The organism is Brumimicrobium oceani (assembly GCF_003143775.1).
GTDB classification, from domain to species: domain Bacteria; phylum Bacteroidota; class Bacteroidia; order Flavobacteriales_D; family Crocinitomicaceae; genus Brumimicrobium; species Brumimicrobium oceani.
Window position 1 is genome coordinate 73617 of record NZ_QFRJ01000014.1, and the last position, 15301, is coordinate 88917.

Annotated in this window: 16 protein-coding genes; 1 reads left to right on the forward strand and 15 read right to left on the reverse strand. The window is 34.7% G+C overall.

From position 1 onward, the window contains the following. Positions 1-6 precede the first annotated feature (6 nt). From DIT68_RS16710 to DIT68_RS14255, 15 genes are all read right to left on the reverse strand, one after another. Positions 7-225, reverse strand: a complete 219-nt coding sequence (locus DIT68_RS16710) for a type II toxin-antitoxin system PemK/MazF family toxin (RefSeq protein WP_109360478.1) — start codon at positions 223-225, stop codon at positions 7-9. 544 nt (positions 226-769) lie between these two features. Then, positions 770-1597, reverse strand: a complete 828-nt coding sequence (locus DIT68_RS14190) for an anti-sigma factor (RefSeq protein ID WP_109360479.1) — start codon at positions 1595-1597, stop codon at positions 770-772. Beyond that, complete coding sequence (locus DIT68_RS14195) at positions 1588-2139, reverse strand: RNA polymerase sigma factor (protein WP_109360480.1); 552 nt, start codon at positions 2137-2139, stop codon at positions 1588-1590. The genes DIT68_RS14190 and DIT68_RS14195 overlap by 10 nt, the downstream gene beginning before the upstream one ends. Before the next feature lie 164 nt (positions 2140-2303). Next, positions 2304-5780 carry an AAA family ATPase gene (locus tag DIT68_RS14200; protein ID WP_109360481.1) on the reverse strand — a complete coding sequence of 1159 codons (3477 nt, stop codon included), beginning with the start codon at positions 5778-5780 and terminating at the stop codon, positions 2304-2306. Beyond that, positions 5777-7072: a metallophosphoesterase family protein gene (locus tag DIT68_RS14205; protein WP_109360482.1), complete on the reverse strand. Its 1296-nt coding sequence runs from the start codon at positions 7070-7072 to the stop codon at positions 5777-5779. Before DIT68_RS14205 ends, DIT68_RS14200 begins: the two co-directional genes overlap by 4 nt. Before the next feature lie 383 nt (positions 7073-7455). After that, the gene (locus DIT68_RS14210; RefSeq protein WP_109360483.1) at positions 7456-8451 is read right to left on the reverse strand and encodes a S41 family peptidase; all 996 of its coding nucleotides are present in this window, start codon (positions 8449-8451) and stop codon (positions 7456-7458) included. Positions 8452-8454: 3 nt separating this feature from the next. After that, on the reverse strand, positions 8455-9357 hold the full coding sequence (locus tag DIT68_RS14215; protein WP_109360484.1) for a hypothetical protein: 903 nt from the start codon (positions 9355-9357) through the stop codon (positions 8455-8457). 230 nt (positions 9358-9587) lie between these two features. Next, positions 9588-10139 carry a hypothetical protein gene (locus tag DIT68_RS14220; RefSeq protein ID WP_146194236.1) on the reverse strand — a complete coding sequence of 184 codons (552 nt, stop codon included), beginning with the start codon at positions 10137-10139 and terminating at the stop codon, positions 9588-9590. A gap of 27 nt (positions 10140-10166) precedes the next feature. After that, positions 10167-10652 carry a hypothetical protein gene (locus DIT68_RS14225; RefSeq protein ID WP_109360486.1) on the reverse strand — a complete coding sequence of 162 codons (486 nt, stop codon included), beginning with the start codon at positions 10650-10652 and terminating at the stop codon, positions 10167-10169. 52 nt (positions 10653-10704) lie between these two features. Beyond that, positions 10705-10989 (reverse strand): TRL-like family protein, encoded by a 285-nt coding sequence (locus DIT68_RS14230; RefSeq protein WP_109360487.1) that lies wholly within the window; start codon positions 10987-10989, stop codon positions 10705-10707. A 535-nt stretch (positions 10990-11524) separates the two neighbouring features. Further along, positions 11525-12022 (reverse strand): c-type cytochrome, encoded by a 498-nt coding sequence (locus DIT68_RS14235; RefSeq protein ID WP_158276199.1) that lies wholly within the window; start codon positions 12020-12022, stop codon positions 11525-11527. Positions 12023-12041: 19 nt separating this feature from the next. Beyond that, positions 12042-12464, reverse strand: a complete 423-nt coding sequence (locus tag DIT68_RS14240; protein WP_109360489.1) for a DUF6998 domain-containing protein — start codon at positions 12462-12464, stop codon at positions 12042-12044. Positions 12465-12629: 165 nt separating this feature from the next. Next, a complete protein-coding gene (locus DIT68_RS14245) occupies positions 12630-13226 on the reverse strand; it encodes an SOUL family heme-binding protein (RefSeq protein ID WP_109360490.1) in 597 nt (198 codons plus the stop codon). Between the two features lie 85 nt (positions 13227-13311). Further along, complete coding sequence (locus DIT68_RS14250) at positions 13312-14019, reverse strand: ZIP family metal transporter (protein WP_109360491.1); 708 nt, start codon at positions 14017-14019, stop codon at positions 13312-13314. Positions 14020-14140: 121 nt separating this feature from the next. Continuing rightward, on the reverse strand, positions 14141-14371 hold the full coding sequence (locus DIT68_RS14255; protein ID WP_109360492.1) for a FeoA family protein: 231 nt from the start codon (positions 14369-14371) through the stop codon (positions 14141-14143). 659 nt (positions 14372-15030) lie between these two features. On the opposite strand from DIT68_RS14255, the gene DIT68_RS14260 reads away from it, so the two are divergent. After that, positions 15031-15213 (forward strand): GxxExxY protein, encoded by a 183-nt coding sequence (locus DIT68_RS14260; protein ID WP_109360493.1) that lies wholly within the window; start codon positions 15031-15033, stop codon positions 15211-15213. Positions 15214-15301 lie beyond the last annotated feature (88 nt).

Genomic DNA, 15301 nt, shown 5'->3' on the forward strand with positions numbered 1-15301 from the left:
ATTTGCCTAATACCTCAAAATATCATTCAAACATTCCTTGATTTCAGATAGTTCTTTTTCGGAGATTTCCCCCACCTTTTTGATTAATCTTTCTTTCGACATCGACCGTAAATGAAAAGTCAAAATCTCAGAGGGTTGACTTAATCCATTCCTTGTATTCGGTTCTAAAACAACATTTCCTTTGTAGTTTTTAATTTTGCTCGTTAATGGGCAGGTAATCAGTATTTATTTAAACATTTTTAATGGGAGCCTTAATCTGCCTGCGTTTTCTAGCGATGTCCTGAGCCGAGTCGAATGGGTTGCTTTCTCACTTTGCTACGTGTTTAAAAAGCTGGTAAAGAGCTTCCTTTGGTCGCTTTCACCAACTTAAAACACTGTGCAAGCAAGTTTAACCCGAACTATTCACCAATCTTAAAACATAAAGTCGCTAATAACTAATAGTAAGGTACTTAGTTGTGCTTCAAGCGGTTTGTAAGAATCCCAAGTTTTGGTATTGATAATTTGGCAAGATTTTGATTTAATTTTGATCTATTCGTCGTTACAAGCCTCGCGAAATATGCATATATTACTTTAAGTCTTGTGCCTAAAATAGATTCAAAATTAAATTCATGAATAATACGGGTTAACAAGCTATTCATCTCCGGCAGGGCTTAGGCGGTGAGGGCAATTTAGGGTTTTTGAAAATATTGAAATGAATAGGGGCTTTAACCCAAAAAAAGAGAGCAGACTAATCTGCTCTCTCTAAAATCTTGAATATAATTCTCAATTTCTAAACTCCTCCATAAACATACATTTGTTCCATTGTTGGAGATTCACTTCCTCCTTTTGGTTCAAGGGTTACAGCATAAGCTTGTGTCTCGGGGAAATATTTCATTTCAAGTAATTCCTCCTTGTTTTTCGTATCGAAAACTCCTAAACTTTCTGGTTTTCCATCTACGATTGCCCAAAGTTGGTAGTCGTTATCTTCTGAAATATCAGGTAAATTTCCAATTTGTAAAAATACATTTCCATTTTCCTCACTCACAAAAACATTGGCTAAGGAAGTTGGTTGTGCTTCCGTTCCTTTCATTTCAATTTTTGAAGTGTTTGGACTGGTGATTAAAGCAAATTGCTGGTTTATTCTCTCTTTTTCTGAAACTACTTGATTGTTTTCATTTTCTAATTCAGTGATTTTATTTTCATTATCCGCCATGGCGAGCTTCAAATCATTGTTTTCACTATTCAAAAAGAAACCACCAGCGGTTAACAATACCATTCCAACAAAAGAAGCTGCCGCAATATATTTATATATGCTTTTATTCGATTTTTGATTTGCTCTATTGATCGGAATCACCTTTTCATCTGCATCATCCGTAGATAAATGATCTTGTGGTGTTTCTTTTACTTTAGCTAAAATTTGTTGTTTTAAATCTGTTGGAGGTGTGCTCGCATATTTTAAAACCATTTTTTCAACACCCTTTTGGTGCGCAAATAGTTCTTCCTTAATTTCTGGATAAATTTTAGAAAGACATGCCACTTCCTGTTGCTCCTGCACGGAAACATCACCAAGAACATAGCGTTCTATAATGCCAGATGAGATATAGTCTTTTACATCCATAATATAAATAATTTAAAAATTTCTCTCAAAGATGCAAGGGCTGTTCTCGATCTCGTTTTTACAGTCCCCAACGGAATGTTCAATTCATCAGAAGTCTCTTGTTGGGTATATCCCTTAAAATATAAATACTCTATCATTTCAACTTGTTCATCAGGCAATCCATTCACGATTTCCTTTAATCCAATATGGTGAATTGGAATATCCATTTTATCATCCTTTAAGATATCTACGGATTTTTCACTGTTTTGGATTGGAATAGTTTGATGTCTAGTGATTTTTCTATAATTATCAATGGCTTGATTCCTTGCTATATTTAGCATCCACGTGAAAAAAGTTCCTTTATTTTTATCGTAAGAATCGACTTTCGACCAAATTTTCACAAAGACTTCTTGCAAAATATCTTGCGCCAGTGCTTCGTCTTTTACAATTTTCAAACACAACCCATAGAGGGCAGGAGAGTAATTGTCGTAAATAGTTTCCAAAGCATTGTGATCTCCTAGTTTTAGGTTCGCAACATTTTGACTTAGTTCTTGTTCGCTCATCGGAAATAAAAGTACTATTTTATTTTGGTAAATTATCTTGATTCACAAATAATTCTGTAAGAAACCTATTTTTTTAAGCTTGAAACTTCAGATATGCTGAACTCTTAAAAACAAACAAAATATTTCCATCCTAGATCAAACCTCCTTCAGATTTCATTCTAAACTTAAGTCCTTTCTAAAATTCGCTTCAAAAATTGTTCTAGTGCTTTTGTGTCAATATCCAATTTTGAAATTAAGGCTTGAATGCTAATCATAAGTTCCTCCTTTTCCAAAATTTCTTGATCATCTATATAATTTTCTGACATTAAATAGCTTTCTAATTCTTCAATAGAATTCGTTCTAAATCCAGAAACTTCTCTGTTTTTTAGGGCGTGGAGAAGCAGGTGTGGATCATCGTGAACTTCGTTTAATTTATCAGAAACGCGGTCAATCCAAGCTTCCGAAACAGCACCCGAATCTTGTAAGACAGTTCTGTCAATTGGAAGCGATCTCCCTATTTTATATAGTTCTTGAAATCTATTTAGAATTTGTATTCGACCAGAAAATTGCTTGAATTTTTCTTCATTCAATTCCTCTATTATACCGTCATTCTGATAAAAACTCTCCAGTTGTCCCCAGGTTTTTACGCCTATTTTTAAGGCAGAATAAAGTAAATTTACCTCCTCAATTAAATACCAAAGTGGGAGTTCACTTGCGTTTTGAGTGAGTAAATTATAGGATGGAACAGGAATTTCTGCTCTGTATTCATGGTGATTTTTACCACCTGGCGAAGGAACTTCATTTGAAAAGTTAAGCTGCCTAAATTCAGTATCGAAATGATCAGTAGAAAGTGTTTCATTTCCATCGCTGTTGAGTCTAAAAATTTTACTTTCAAGCTGGGTTTTGCTTAAGTGACTTTGCCATTTTCCAACTTCATCTTCTTGTGCAGTAAAATAGAAAACTTGTCTTCCATCACGGCTTATTTCAATGAGCGCTTCAATAATTGCTTTTGCACGCAAGTCATCGCTATTCGCCAAAAGTTCATCGGCTAACAAGGGTAGTTTAATCGTCGATTCCACTGTTTCAACATAAGCCAGGCGCACGGCAAGTAATAATTGCACACGAGAACCTGTAGAAAGTTCGGATAAATTATAACCGCGATTTAAACTTTTATCTAATGCTCTAAATTGAGTGTCACCTCTTTCGTTTAATAAAAGTTCGTAACGGCCAAGGGTAATTCTATTGAATATTTCATTTGCTCTTTTAAAGACTTCAGGACGGTTTTTATGCTGAGTTTCTTTTTTTAATTCTTTAATGATTAAATCTCCTGTAGCCTCTTTTACGTTTTTTTCATAAAGCTGATGGAGTCCATCTAAAGCGTCTTCTTTTTCAGTGAGTAGACTTTCTAATTTATTACCTTTTTTACGTTCCCTAATCTTTGTTTCAATGGTGGTGATTTTCTTGTTTATCTCTTCAAGTTTGGTGGCAATTTCTTTGTTCGTTTTTGCTTTTTCTTGGGCTAAATCAATCGTTAATTCTTTTAGTTCTTCTTTGTGTTCCTCATATAAAGAATGGGTTTCTAAGCGTCTTTTTTGATCAGAAAAGACTTGGTTTTCTGTGTGAAAAGCTTGATCTATTTTCTTAAAATCGACCAATTGATTGATGAGGTCTTGAACTTTTGATTTTTCGCTTTTATCAATTCCAATTTTCGAATAAATCCCTGAAAGCTTATCCTCATTTGATTTCCTAAGAAATTCTTGTTCACTTACTATGCGATTATTATTTTCTATCGATCTGAATAAATCTTTCCTAGTACTTTCCTGTGCTTTCAAATCTGTCAAAACTCCTTTCGCTTCTCTAAAATCAATGGCTTTTGGGAAATTTGTGTTGGCAAAAAGTTCATTAATTTTATTGAGTTCATCTCGATAATGATTTTCAGTTTTTGTTTGCTCAGCTTCTAAGGCTTTTCTTTGAGAATGGGCTTCTTGCCACTGAATAATATTTTTCAAAAACCAATATAAACTGCTAAAATCATTGCTGTTTTCTTTTGGAAATCCAGGAGCTGATTGTAGTTTTTCTGTCCATTGATTGCGCTGATTATGAAGAGCATCAATTCTGCTTTGTAGCTTACCTAGATTTGCTTTACAAGTGTCTAATCTTTGCGTTATTCTCTCAGTTTCTTTAATTACTGAAAGCTTTTCAATTAAATCATCAATGCGATGAGCAACATTTTCTGTGTTCCAGGAAGCTGGGGATTTTAAGCCTGACCTAGAAAAGTCTTGCTCTCTAACTTTATGTGTGTGAGAATTCCCTCCTTTTTTTGAATATGCGAAAATAAAAGCTGCTACAATAAATAATAATCCTATCAGACCGAATGCGCCAAAAAAGTAGGTGGAAACAATGGTCAATAAGCTCAAAACGAAAAGAATAACAAGTGATTGTAGTGAAACGCCTTTTGTGTCTTGAGGTTCTTTTAACCAGTCACTTAGCGTTTTTATGCCTTGTGTAAATATCTCTGGTTTTACTTCTCCTTTTTTGAATTCTTTCGCTTCTTTTTCGAGTTCTTGAATCTCTGCTAGTAAAAACTCTTTTTCACCTAAAACTTGATTGGCGTTTTGTAACATTTTGTCCAATTCACCAACATCTTTTATGTTTATTCCTTCCCATTTTTTAGCGGTAATCGTAGGGTCAATCGTTTTTAGCGCATTGTTTTCTTTTTCTTGAAGCCCAGAAATAGAAATCTTTAACCTTTGAATATTTCGTGCTAAATCACTGAGATGTGCTATTCTGTCGTCAAGTTCAGCTATAACTTTCTGACTTACGCCATTTTCTGGAATTGTTAATTCCTTGAATTCTCTCTTACTCTCTAAAATTTCTTTTTTGGCTTTTTCTATTTTAATTTCGCAGTCTTCAAGGGCATTTTCATAATCTTGAATTAGTTCATTTTCATTCCCAGCTAAGTTTCTTATGGATTCTGGAAAATCATTCAGTTGGTCTTTGAGCTGCTTGTGTTTTAGTCTTGCATTTAAATATTCCGCAACCTTGTTGTAAAAATCATATCGTCTTTCTGCCTGTTGTGCCTCTTGTTTTTCTTCTTCTAAAAATGAAAGTGACTTTTCTTCATCACTTAATTGTTTTTGGTTTTCTCTGACGTTTCTATACTCTTTAAAAGCTAGTTCATATCTTTTGTACTCTTGCGCACTTCTGATGCTTGTTTTAGAATTATATCCTAAACTTTCCTGTGCAGCTTCCAAGTCAAATCCGCCTATGGATTGTTTCGCTATTTCCTTGGCTAAATCTTTTTCATTTCCCTCTACAAAATTGTGTAATGCCAATAAATAGCGCTGATGTCCCTCTTTTGCAGGCAAACCTTTAAATTGGTCTATATTTCCATTTTTTTCAATGTAAACACGGCCAGAATCTACATCAATTTCCCAATTGTCTTCATCGATTAGAACACTTCCTTTTAGTGATAATCCTTTGGTATTGTTGTGCCAAATGAGTTCTTGAATTGCTCTTGCGGTTGAGCTTTTTCCTGATGCATTGGGCCCAGTGATTATATTTACGTTCGCAGCCAGATTGTTCAAAGCTTTCATTCCCAATGGAAAACCTGCCATTTTACGAATGGATAAATCTTTTAATATGAAGCTTGACTTTTTCATTGATTCTGCTGTTCAATTAATACGGTTAAAATGCGATTACATTCATTGAGAATATAGCTGTTTGCTGCTTTAGTTTCATCTAAATCAAATCTTTCTGTCGTTCGTAGGGGCTCAAAAGTGGCGGATTGTTTTATGTTTGATTGCAGGCTTTCCCATTGTTTTTCTAATTTTTTAGAAAAATCAGTTGATTCTCCTTTTTTCAAGGCAATTATTGTTTTGGCCAGTATTCCAGCAGGAGAAGATTCCTTAGAAAGTTCTTCAAGATTTTCAACTTTTGGCTGAACATTTAAAGTTACTTTTCTTACAGTAATTTGTGTTTCTGTACTGCCCAATTCTTGCATGTAGTCTTGTGTCATTGGTGTTACCCAATTTTCTAACTCTTTAATTTTAGCATGTTCGCCAATTAAAACAAGGTCATAAATCAAGAAGGAAACTTTCTCCAATTCCATCATCCTTGACTCAGCATCTTCAAAGACTTTTGAGCTTAGCGTATTTCTTATATCGGCTTCATTTAGCTGGTCTGTAATATCGATGGTTATTGTTTCATAGCGAACAGGAGATAATGGAATTTGTTCCGTTTGAATGCTGTTTGGACCGTGAATTATCATTAAAACAGGACCGTGTATTCCTTGTTCTTTGGCACTCAAAGCATGGGGAGAACCGGGGTAGTAAACCAAAGGCGCTGCTTCTCTCAATATTTGTGGTTTATGAATGTGGCCAAGCATCCAAGCATTCACTGGAAGATTCGAAAAGTTATTCAAATCTATGGGAGCGTAATTGCTTTTTGGAGAATCGACATCGCCATGTAAAAGTCCAATGCTGGTTATGCTTTGCTCAATTCCTGTGAGGTCAAATTTCAATAAAGGATCCTCATTTACATGTCTTTTGGGAAAAGACCAACCCAAGAATTGTATTTTATCCTCCTGCTTCGAAAAGCTTTTCATTTCCCAAGTACCATTCGCTCCCAAGAGGTGAACATTGTCATATTTCTTGACATTAACCAATTGAGAAAGTACTTCGTAGTCATGATTTCCAGAAACCATAAAAACTTCGATTTTTACCTTGTTCAGCTTTTCAAAACCAACTTGTAAAGGGCCTATGGCTTCAAAAAATCGATTGTCTTGATCCACAATATCTCCGGTTAGCGCCAAGACATCAATTTTGTGGTCAATTGCATAATCTACAATTCGAGACCAGGTAGATTTCGTTGCAATTTCATCTGAATTTTGTGGAATACTAGAAGATTGTTTTCCAATGTGAATATCTCCAGTGGCCAGAATAGTGATTGACATAATTTTGAATTAATTGTAAGGATTTTCAGTTGGATGAAGATAAGGGGATTGTTTGAATTAAGCAAGTTGATATAAAAGTGAAATGTTTATTTGATGAATCTATTTGCAGGTTACATAGACAGAACAGATGCAAAATCTTAAGCTTTTATTCTAATTATTTTACTTTCTTAATTTAGAATTGTGTCAAAAGCTAAATCTTCAAAATGGATAAAAACCAAAGATTCAATTTTAAAGCTGTTGTGTTTCCGTCCAAGGACTAATTACATCAGAAATTAGCTTGGGCACCATTTCAAAAACACATTCAAAGAAGAATAGATCCAACTATTAGAAGAGGAGAATATGGACTGTGATGAAAAATATCTTTAGGATTTATTATTCGATTTCTATTCCAATTCCAAAATTCCTCTCTCCAGAATCTCGTCAGTTTCTAAATCAGTCCAGTCAAAAGAAGTTTCAATATCTGCTGGAACACCATTTTCTGCGTAGTTATTTCCATTCAAATCAAGTAGCTGACTCACGCTAAAACGATAGGTCCAACCATTTGGGAGTTGACCGCCATTGGGTAATCCTCCGCCACCACCTGTGGCATCGCCAATAAGTTTGATGTTTGGAAAAGCTTTAGTGGCAACGGCGAAGAAAGTGGTTGCACTGTATGAACCTTTATCAATTAGGACAACAACTGGTTTTAAGTATTGGACATTTCCATGAGGTGCGATGTAAAAATCTTCTTTTTCGCCAAAATCTGAATGATTTTCTCCATCTCTGGTGATGCTGTGTCCAACTAAGGTCTTCGATTCAACAAATCTTCCTAGTAATTTCGGAATGTTGAAGATTGCTCCACCACCATTTTCTCTTAAGTCCAAAATAATTCCTTTTGTATTGCTGTATCGTGTTAAAACCAAATCCATTTGAGCGTCGCTAAACCCAGAGGAGAAACTCCCATATCGGATATAAGCAATTTCTCCGTTACTCAAGAAATCATGTTTTAATGAGCCTGTTCGCCATGGGTCTGTCAAATAAAATTCATCAATTGTTCTGGCGCGGTAATTTTTAGGATTATTCAAAGCAACATTGTAAGCCGAAACATTAAAAGGAGAGATTAAATTGGTATGGTCATCTTTTAGTTCATTCAACATAGAAGCTAAAACATCAAATAACTCCATTTCGGAAGAGTTTTCATTCAACATTGGTCGATAGGTATTTTTCATTTCATCCCAATTGATGTCTTTTAATTCAAAATAGCTGTATTTTTTATCCACTTCATTCCATAAATAATCGAAGTTTTCCAAAGGGTCGCTAGAAGCCATGTCTGGTTTAAATAGCGCTTTTTCGCAAGAGGTAAAAACCAGAATGGACAAGATAATAATTAAGTATTTCATGGCTTATTTAGTTTTGGTGTTAAAGTAAATTGTGTAACGCAATTGGTGACTCGCCATTTGGAAGTCTTCAAATTTCCCTGGAGCGTGAGCGGCTTCCCAAACGTAAGACAGACTTCGGGCGTTTCCATTGGACATGTATTTGACGTATTCAAGCTGTGTTTTTAATCGCCAGCCATTTAATGACCATTTGTAATTGGCAAAAGCCCATTCTACAGGGCTGGTCTCCATTGCATTGAGTTCACTGTCATAGGCATAAGCATATCCAGGACGATAGTTGAAATTCAAAACACCAACATTCAGTAAGAATTTTAATTCTCTTTGAGCAGCTTTTAAAGTGGGTTTAAATAGCCATAAATTTATTTGCTTGTCTTGATTTCGAGAAATATCTCGAGTCCATTGAGCTGAAGCCATTAGATTTGAAATGTTTTCTAATCCCATTGCATTGTTCTGCAAAGCTGGGTTTCCGCGTACATTTTGCGTTAGTTTGAGTGCGCCACCAATTTTAAAATTGTTTTTAGCATCAGAAATATCTTTTAACTTCCATAATTCTTGGTAAACAAAGTTGAACTTCCCAAATCCAGCAAGTCCACCGGCAGATATAAGTTTGCTCTGAGGAACATTCGGCATTTGTGCACTGAGTCCAAGGCCAATTTCAAAAATACGAGATCTTTCTTCCGACTCTTTTAACCAAGAGGCATTTAATTCAAATCCAATTCCGCTGTAAAATAGAGGAGAGGTAGCAAAATCTCTGTAGAGAGGGTTAGTTACTCCAAAGGAAAGTAGCGTGTAGTAATTGCTTGAATTTTGATTTTTTGCCTGCGAATTAACATCTCTTTCTTGACTGATAGAAATGAAACTAAAACTCAGGATTAAAGATAGTAATGAGAATTTTATACTGTTATTCATGCTTGGAAAGTTAGTAAACAAATTTAACTCTCATCAAAAATAGTCTATTTTACAAAATTCATCTGTTTCGAATCCGCCAATATTGAATATTGTATTCTTAATAAAACAACCAGTCAATTCACTTTTCAGGTTATTTAGTATGTAAAGGCACTCAGAAAGCTTAAATTAATTCTTTAGAAGCTAATAATCAAGCTGGCTTTATTCTATAGTATGAATTGAATTTCAGATTATTACTGGAATAAAACGAATACATTATGGTTTAGTGCTTCAACTTTCTTGTTGGTTTTGTTTGAAGAATAGAAAGTGTGCTTTTTACCTTGGGCGTAAACATGAATTTCCCAATCATCATTTTCAAACAATTTTTTTAAAGAGCGCATTGGGACTTCTGTTGAAAAGCGAGACTTGAAGTTGTTTTTCGTTCTTTCATTAAATAGCAAAGTATTTTCCGTATTCGTAATGTTAATGATCGGAGTTGTGATATTCATGCTATCCACAGTTCTTATAATTTCGTTAACGTACAAACTGTAGTTTATTCTGGCATTACTGTTTAAATTGTCTTTGTATCTAAATGTGAAATCTAGGTGGGCTTCCTCGTTTAGTTTTCTGTTTTCAAAGATGAAAGGTTTAACGAAGAATTGTGTTCCTTCTTCACCCACAAAAAAGGTTTCGTAGTACTTTTTACCAGACTTTGTAGCGCCCGGTTTAATTCCTGAACAACTAGAAAGAAATAACGCCACCATAATAATAAGGGCAGGACTTAAGCAAAATATAGGTTTAAGCATTTTTTATGGACTTTATTTGAAATTGGATTAATGCAGTCTTTTAGACAATTCATTATAATTTAGTAAACTGTCCGATAGGTCTTTTGAGTCAGTAAGCGCTAAAAAGTAAATCAAATTTCCTTGAATATCGGTTGCGAACTCTGAAACATATTGATTTTCTTTCGCGTATTGTTTAAACTCAAATTTGGAATCCTCGGTCTTGGAATTCAATAACAGACTGTCATTAAAAAGAGGGGCTGTAAAAAGTTGGTCAGCGGAGGTGTTGACAGGAAGGCCTATGAATATAGTGTATCCAGCACCTTTTACGCTTTTGAATAGGGGGATCTGAGTAGCTTTGTTTTCGATGAGTTGTAGATAAGCTTTTTTTAATCCCACAGTGATTTGAGCTTCCTTTTCTCCTGAATTTAGCGTAAAAGCATTTCCATTAAAAAGGTCAATTTCGTTTTTATCCTTTTGAGTATCTCCACAAGCAAAAGTCAAAAACAGTAGAAATAAAAAAATATAATTTTTCATAGGCAGTTGAGGAAAAAGGCGGAAAGTACTAATTTCCGCCTATTATTTGAATTTATTTTCCTGTTACGATTGTTTCGTGTGTAACAATAAGTCCTAGAATACTTGTTGATTTAATATCAACAGTTGAAATTTCTGTAATTCCACCGTTTTTAGCAGCCGTTTGAATACTTGCATCGGCGTTGAAAAACAAAACTCCTAAATAACCTGTAGCAGTTGCAGTTCCTACTTTGTCTCCAATAGTGTTACTTGTTGCATTGACAGGCATTGTTAAGGAACAGCTAGACATTACTGCTACTACCGCTAATCCAGCTAAGATTGATTTGATTGTTTTTTTCATAAATAATTATATTAAGTTTCCCTACTCGTATGGCTTTTCGGTAACGCCCCGTTTTGTTGGTTTCTGGACTCCAAGTAGTTTAAAAAGTTTTATGACTTTATTATATCCGTTTTAAGTCGTTCATTCTGTTTTAGTTAAATAAAGCTGTTTAAATCCTTTGAGAATTGTAACTATTTAACTTTTCAAACTTAATAATTATTTGAATAGCATCAAATGTACTAAGCTTTTTTTAAGGTTGATTTAGAAAGTTTTTAAATTAAAAGCAACTAAAATCTTTTCTGTTATTTGGTCACTTTAATATCAAGTGCATTATTTCTAATTAGTGGTTGGTCGGAAACAGACGAATTTTATAAAATAGATTATTTTTGATGAGAGTTGAATTTATTTTTATGAGGTGATGCCTTAGCATCAGGCGATTAAAAATAAAGGGAACTATCGCAAAAAGAAATATTTTTAATTTTGATGTGTTTCCGTCCAGACACTAATTACTTTAGAGTTTTGTTAAATTGCTTACTATTGAATATTTAAATACTGCTTAGGGTAATGATTGTAAAAAGGCAATTAGAGCGGTTTGTGAAGATTTTTTGTGCTCAACTGCCTTATCTAGATTAATGGTTTTCGTTAATTCATCTGCTTGTTTATTGATTGTTTTCCAGGCAATTTCGAGCTCCGTATCAGAGATTGGATCTTCGCTTAAAACAGTTTTTAGTGTGTTTTTATTTAACTGCTCATGCTGTAATTGCGCAAAGGAGGGCATTCTGGTTTTGGGATACAGTATTTTGGGGTTGTCTAAAAAGGCTGAAATCATGGCCGATGTTCTTTTGCCACCAAAAGCTTCTAGACTTTTTTTTCCCCATTTGGCATCTTCGTCGTTTAATGCGTGACACTTGTAGCATTTTTCATTTTCAAAAACTTGTTCCCCGTATTTAACCAATAGTGTTTTTGTATTATTTCCATTGTATTTAGAAATCTCCACTGTTGATGAATTTAAATTCAAGGAAATCAATAGAATCCCGAAAATGAACAGTGACATATTATAAGTGAAATTTGATTTATACATTCTGCTTTAAAACGCTTAATTGATTTATAGAAATGAATTTTTGCTTACCTTTTTTATGTTTTATAGACTCCCAAACAATCTTTCCACATCCCTTATAAGAAATGACAGGTAAACCAGATTCTTTTATTTTTATGACAATCAAGTTGTCTGGCTCGGAGCTTAAACCAACTTTATTCCGTTGCGTTATTTTAATTTGATATTTTTTATTTGTTGCAGGATCAATAGCATCATGACGTTTCTCAGAATTTTTCAATAATTCCAAATTGAATTTTTCTTTAGCATAAACTTCTCCAATACTTCCCAACAAATGTCCATCAACTGTGAATTTCCTATTGTCTTTTTTGTAATTGTCTTCAAGTTTTCTGACAATGCCCCACAATTCTCTAATGGTCTGCTGTAATTCTTCTGCCTTCATAAATGTAAATTACACAATCGGCTTAAAGATACAAGGATAACGCATGTTTTAAAATTATATTATGATCAATTAGTTGTTCAACAGCTATTCTTAGGCAATGAATCAGAGTAAGCGACGCGTCATGATATCAATGATTTTTTAGGTTAATTTCTATTTATTGTTTTTTTATTTAACGTCACTTTCTAGTTCAACAATAACTTCATTCTTTCGGTTAAAAACATCGAAAGGTGGGTTATAACCTAGAAAGAAAAAATGCTTTGTGTAAATAATTGCTTCTGCGTCTAAAGCGTCGGTGAGTTGCTTTTTGTAATCTTGAATTTTTTCATCGCTTGCCCAGCCACCAAAAGTAATTGCAGCCACGGTTTTTGGAGGTTCTTCTTTAAATTTAATCTGAGAATTATTCGGTTTTGGAAGGGATTCTCGTGCTCTATCTTTCGGAACCATAAACATTACTTTCATTGAATCTTCTAACGACATGGCAACAGGTGAGGTCATTGCAATTTTTTCGTTTTTATCATTTCCCCCAAAAATGTAGCCTGCCAATATGCTAAAACCTTTCCCTGAAACCTCTTGATACTCTTTGTGAGGTAGCTTAACAGTCGTGAATAAACTTGCTTCATAATCTCTAACTTCGAAACTTTCATATTTCTTTACAACGATGTAAGGGTAGCTTTCTGTATTACTTCTAATACTCATAGCATACACTTGGATCGCGATGAAAATGGAAATGATGACACCTATGATAATTAGTAATATTTTCATGTTTTTTTTTAATATTTGTCTTATCAAAACAATGTAGGAGGTATTTCGTTCGAAGCTAAAAGTTGATGGCGTTTATTGAAAAGAACTAAATTAAATTTTCACCAATAATTCCCACTAAAAAGCCTAAAGATGCTCCAAGAGAGGTCAAATAGTTCTTGCTTAATTTGCTTTCTGGAATAATGTCTTGAATCAATAAATAAAGAATTCCACCGCTAGCAAAACTCATTAACATCGCTGTGAGTTGTGGTTGATTACTCAATAAAAAATGACCAATTAGAGCTCCTACAATTCCAAAGAAACTCAAGAAAAAGAAGATGATTAAGGTTCTTTTGGGTGTAAATCCACTAAGGACTAAGTCTCTAAATGAATTGAAGGCTTCTGGTAAGTTTTGGAGTCCCATAAAAACGGCTAGTAAAATAGCCATATTAGGATCAATTGCAAAAACTGCTCCTAGGGCAATGGCTTCGGGGATAAAATCCATCATCATTGCAAGTAGAGTAGCCGTTTGACCACCTTTTTTAGCTAAATAGCGGTCTAGAATCATGAAACTCAAAGTACCTGCAAGAAAGGATAAAATCATTGGTAACAATTTTAACTCTTCCATAGCTTTTGGAATAAGCACCAAGGCTAAAGCCGATAATATTATCCCAGCACCAAAGGACATCATCGTATGGGTAATTTCATATTTTACAGGAGTTTCTTTTATGTGGTGATTAAAATAGTTGGCTAAAAGTCCACCAAGAAAAACAGTGATTCCAGCAATACCTGAGAAAAGAATTAAATTCTGAATCATAGAGGTAAATCTACCTTTTTTGAAGGGTAATCGCAAAAGATAATTGATTGAAAAATTCAGTCTAAGCGTCTGAAGTAGTAGGAAAAACCTTATAGTGTGATAGAAGGGAGTATCGAGGTAATTAGTTCTGATGAACCATAATATTCAAAGCGTCTGACAATCTCAGACTCACGGCAAAATCATTTAGGCGAATAGCAATGGGATCTCCAAATGGAGAAATAGAACGAATTTCAAATGGAGTTCCTGGTGTTAATCCCATTTCAATCAACCGTTGTGAAACCTGGCTGTGTTTAATTTCAGTGATGATTCCGCTTGCTCCTTTACGCAATGTTGTAATGCTTTTACTTTCCATACGACAAATATAGAATAGGGGAGAAGGTTTTACAATACCATGATTAGGGTATTTTGAATGAGTCTAAATAAGCGGGGGGTAAGGGTGACGCAAAGATTCGCAAAGTAGCGGAGATTCGCGGAGGGTTGGGGTGGAAGGTGACGCAAAGTTTCGCAAAGGAGCGGAGGTTCGCAGAGGTTTGGGGTGAAAGGTGACGCAAAGATTCGCAAAGAAGCGGAGATTCGCAGAGGTTTGGGGTGGAAGGTGACGCAAAGTTTCGCAAAGGAGCGGAGATTCGCGGAGGGTTGGGGTGGAAGGTGACGCAAAGTTTCGCAAAGAAGCAAAGATTCGCAAAGGTTTGGGGTGAAAGGTGACGCAGAGTTGCGTAGAGTAGCGGAGATTCGCAGAGGGGCGGAGGATGGGTTTTAGTAGCTCTCCGTCACATTTTTCTTTTTTTCCTTTGCGTAACTCTGCACCTCCGCGTGGCTCTGCGTAATTCTTCATTCTTCTTTTTCTTCAAGTACCTCTGCACCTCCGCGCAACTTTGCGTAATTCTTCTTTTCTAAAAATGTAGAAGAGTAGCTTTATGTAATAATTCCAAGTCTTTAAATTGAATCGTGGGTGAAAACTCAAAACTTTCACTATCTTAGCTTAGAGTTAACCACTAAAATCAAAATAATATGAATGAAAATGAAATTTCCTCTATAATTATTGGCTGTGCAATGGAGGTGCATACTAGGTTAGGGCCTGGATTATTAGAATCAGCTTATCAAAAATGTTTGCTATACGAACTAGAAAAAATAGGTTTCCTAGTTGAGCAAGAATTAACCCGCTTTATTCATCAGCTAGTTTTAACCAATTAAGAAAGGAGAAATATAAATTTCAATTTTTAACTAAGCGTTATTGTCTATTTTATTGATTTAATTTCTCACTTTTTGAGCGTGTTTTTCT

What these genes read in the sequence shown, in the direction of transcription:
- DIT68_RS14200 (WP_109360481.1), bottom strand. Translation starts at nt 5,780, where the DNA reads ATGAAAAAGTCAAGCTTCATATTAAAAGATTTATCCATTCGTAAAATG.
- DIT68_RS14195 (WP_109360480.1), bottom strand. Translation starts at nt 2,139, where the DNA reads ATGAGCGAACAAGAACTAAGTCAAAATGTTGCGAACCTAAAACTAGGA.
- DIT68_RS14240 (WP_109360489.1), bottom strand. Translation starts at nt 12,464, where the DNA reads ATGAAGGCAGAAGAATTACAGCAGACCATTAGAGAATTGTGGGGCATT.
- DIT68_RS14260 (WP_109360493.1), top strand. Translation starts at nt 15,031, where the DNA reads ATGAATGAAAATGAAATTTCCTCTATAATTATTGGCTGTGCAATGGAG.
- DIT68_RS14250 (WP_109360491.1), bottom strand. Translation starts at nt 14,019, where the DNA reads ATGATTCAGAATTTAATTCTTTTCTCAGGTATTGCTGGAATCACTGTT.
- DIT68_RS14215 (WP_109360484.1), bottom strand. Translation starts at nt 9,357, where the DNA reads ATGAATAACAGTATAAAATTCTCATTACTATCTTTAATCCTGAGTTTT.
- DIT68_RS14245 (WP_109360490.1), bottom strand. Translation starts at nt 13,226, where the DNA reads ATGAAAATATTACTAATTATCATAGGTGTCATCATTTCCATTTTCATC.
- DIT68_RS14225 (WP_109360486.1), bottom strand. Translation starts at nt 10,652, where the DNA reads ATGAAAAATTATATTTTTTTATTTCTACTGTTTTTGACTTTTGCTTGT.
- DIT68_RS14235 (WP_158276199.1), bottom strand. Translation starts at nt 12,022, where the DNA reads ATGTCACTGTTCATTTTCGGGATTCTATTGATTTCCTTGAATTTAAAT.
- DIT68_RS14230 (WP_109360487.1), bottom strand. Translation starts at nt 10,989, where the DNA reads ATGAAAAAAACAATCAAATCAATCTTAGCTGGATTAGCGGTAGTAGCA.
- DIT68_RS14190 (WP_109360479.1), bottom strand. Translation starts at nt 1,597, where the DNA reads ATGGATGTAAAAGACTATATCTCATCTGGCATTATAGAACGCTATGTT.
- DIT68_RS14255 (WP_109360492.1), bottom strand. Translation starts at nt 14,371, where the DNA reads ATGGAAAGTAAAAGCATTACAACATTGCGTAAAGGAGCAAGCGGAATC.
- DIT68_RS14205 (WP_109360482.1), bottom strand. Translation starts at nt 7,072, where the DNA reads ATGTCAATCACTATTCTGGCCACTGGAGATATTCACATTGGAAAACAA.
- DIT68_RS14220 (WP_146194236.1), bottom strand. Translation starts at nt 10,139, where the DNA reads ATGCTTAAACCTATATTTTGCTTAAGTCCTGCCCTTATTATTATGGTG.
- DIT68_RS14210 (WP_109360483.1), bottom strand. Translation starts at nt 8,451, where the DNA reads ATGAAATACTTAATTATTATCTTGTCCATTCTGGTTTTTACCTCTTGC.